3 protein-coding genes are annotated in these 2,508 nt (G+C 57.3%); 1 reads left to right on the top strand and 2 read right to left on the bottom strand.

Features of this window, described 5'->3' with window-relative positions; all coding sequences use genetic code 11:
- On the top strand, window positions 1-162 hold a 162-nt coding region (locus ACR652_RS09890), incomplete at its 5' end, for a transposase domain-containing protein (RefSeq protein ID WP_434506345.1).
- A 147-nt stretch (window positions 163-309) separates the two neighbouring features.
- Here ACR652_RS09890 and ACR652_RS09885 read toward each other — a convergent pair.
- Together ACR652_RS09885 and ACR652_RS09880 are read right to left on the bottom strand one after the other, a co-directional pair.
- Entirely contained in the window at window positions 310-1,005 is a 696-nt protein-coding gene (locus tag ACR652_RS09885) for a methyltransferase domain-containing protein (RefSeq protein ID WP_434506344.1), read from the bottom strand.
- Window positions 1,006-1,104: 99 nt separating this feature from the next.
- Complete coding sequence (locus ACR652_RS09880) at window positions 1,105-1,677, bottom strand: class I SAM-dependent methyltransferase (protein ID WP_434506343.1); 573 nt, start codon at window positions 1,675-1,677, stop codon at window positions 1,105-1,107.
- Between the last annotated feature and the right edge of the window lie 831 nt (window positions 1,678-2,508).

Raw genomic sequence — 2,508 nt, 5'->3', positions numbered from 1 at the left:
GGCGGCGACACCTGGGCGACAATCTCATCGCTCCTCGCCACCGCGCGTCTCAACGACGTCGATCCCAACGCATGGCTGACACAGACGCTCGAGCGCATCGCCGCCGGTTGGCCCAACAAAGACATCGACGCACTCATGCCTGGGAACTTTGCAAGCCCCTGACGCCACGCGTTGGACGCTTACGGTTAAAGTCGCCTTGGGTTGGCGGAATGAGCACGGTCAAAATAAGCTTGATTTCCGACTCGATCCGCAGCCCTTGAAAGAATCCAGGCGCTCAGCTTCCGAGACCGGGCTCGAGGTTCGGCATGGCTACCTTTGCTTTTCGGCGCGGAAGATCGCGCCGGATGTCGTTGCTGCAGTCTTGTAATCTGTGAGCGTGACAAGCTCCGCCCGTTCAAAGCCAGCCCCCCTCAGCATCTCAAGATAGTGATCCGGTTCAACTGTCCCCGCGACGCAATTCTCCCACGACGCGCACGCGTCGGAGAGGCTTGTCGAAGTGCGAACCATGTCAGCAAACTGCAACCGCCCGCCAAGCTTCAGCATTCGGTAAACCTCACGGAACACGCTTGGCTTGTGCGCCGACAGATTGATTGCGCCATTGGAGATGACCACGTCCACGGAAGCATCGGGCATCGGCAGGCTGATCATGTCCCCGACATAGAAGGTGACGTTGCTCAATTTGAGCACTTGAGCTACACGTCTCGCCTTTTCGATCATCGCCGGCGTGAGGTCGACTCCAATCACGCGCCCCTTTTCGCCCACCGTGAGTGCAGCAATGCAGGCGTCCGTTCCAGCGCCGCAGCCCACATCGACAACGACATCTCCTTCTCGCAAGGGCGCGGCGGAGAAAGGGTTGCCCACTGCGGACGATGATTCCCAAAGGATGTCAGGTAAACTGTCGAGCCAGCGTGCCTCATAGCCAAGCGCACGGGCATTCTCTTTTCCCTTGCACCAGCCGAAATCCTTGTCGGGGTGTTGCGCAAGTTCAGTATAGAGCTTCCGCATAGCGTCAGCCTCGCAAATCGCCGGCTGGATTGACTGGGTGCTCAGACAACAATCCTCTTGCTATAGTTTAGCTTGTTCCCCCCTAGGCCAACCTTAGAATTAGGGCGTAGTGAAAGGGCGGAAGCTCGATTGGGGGCTCAGGATTGAAGCAGCCGGCGCGGCAATTGCCGCCACGTCTTCCGGCTCCATCCGCATCTCTGTTTTCGGCCCTCGTGGTTGTTCGAGAACCGTCGTTTCCTCGCGCGGACGCCGGTGCCAGTTGACGACAACAAACTGGCCGGCCGGCTTTAGGGCCGATGCGACGGCCTGACACAGCCTCGTCTTGTCCGGGACTCCGTGGAATGTATTCGCCATGACGACCATGTCGGCGTTCATCCCAGCCAATTTGCCAACGTCATAGGAGTTCCCCTCGACGGCACTGCAATTCCGCATACCTGCTGCATCGAGCTTTGCCTGCATACGCTTGAGCATCTCTGGATCAAGGTCGATCGCCACGACTTTTGAAGCCAGTTTCGCCATTGACAAGGTGAACAACCCGTCACCGCAACATAAGTCCACCACGAACATGCCTGGTATGACACCCAAGAGCGCGACCGTCTGGGCGGGATGGGGCCAAAGTTCCTGCCACCAGTCGGGATCGGGCATCGCCGAACCTGGGAAGATGTTGGACATTCTGCGCACTCGCTTCAAGCTGCAACCAGACAGAGATATTCCCACTCCATCGTCGCGCCCGCGAGAGCGGTGATGTCGGAGACGTTGTAGGAGGGGGAGACCTCGACTTATCGGAGATAACAGCAACCGATGGCGCAGACGACTAAGGAACCGTTGTCGGGGCTGATGCGACTGGATTTACCGCTAATGAAGCCATGGGCCAACCGCTGGCGAGAGGCATAATCGATCCCTTCGTCAGCGGCTTAGTGGCGTCACTTGCTACCGTTGTCCGTCTTGGCGCTGTCGTCCATGTCATGATGATGGTGGTGATGGTGATGGCACCCATGCGCTAATGCTGCAGCTGGGGCCAAAGCCACCGTTATAGCGACTAAGGCTGCTGTTAGAATTTTCGTACACATAGGAGACTCCCTTAGCGGGCTTCGCTTCACCGAGCGAGTGACAAGATATAGATAACTCCTTCAAACGAAGCGGCAATAACACCGGGCAAGATAACGCCGTCGCCCGCCAGCCCAGTAGTTGAATTCTACTACTACTGAGCCATTCAACATGGCAGGAACCGGGCAGCTCGGCCATACTGGCGACGAGTTTCTGGCTTGAGGACCTGGCAGCTTTTGACTATGTCTTCAAGGGTGCCGGCGCGCCGAGATCTTACTCGCCCACCTAAGAGCCGGACAGCTTTTCGACATAGCGCTGTTGATTTCCGCTGAGAGTTGACCCGGGATTTTCACTGAGAAGTGACCCTGGTTGATTTATGTTTTCATGCCTGGTCCGTGGTCAAGAGCTTTGCTTTCTCCTTTCTTCCTTTTGTCGTGGCGGCGCTCGCTTTGAACC

This window comes from Methylocystis sp. (assembly GCF_051061225.1).
In the GTDB taxonomy this organism is placed as follows: Bacteria; Pseudomonadota; Alphaproteobacteria; order Rhizobiales; family Beijerinckiaceae; genus Methylocystis.
The sequence above is the reverse complement of the archived record's forward strand: the minus strand, read 5'-3'. Positions and strand labels throughout refer to the sequence as shown.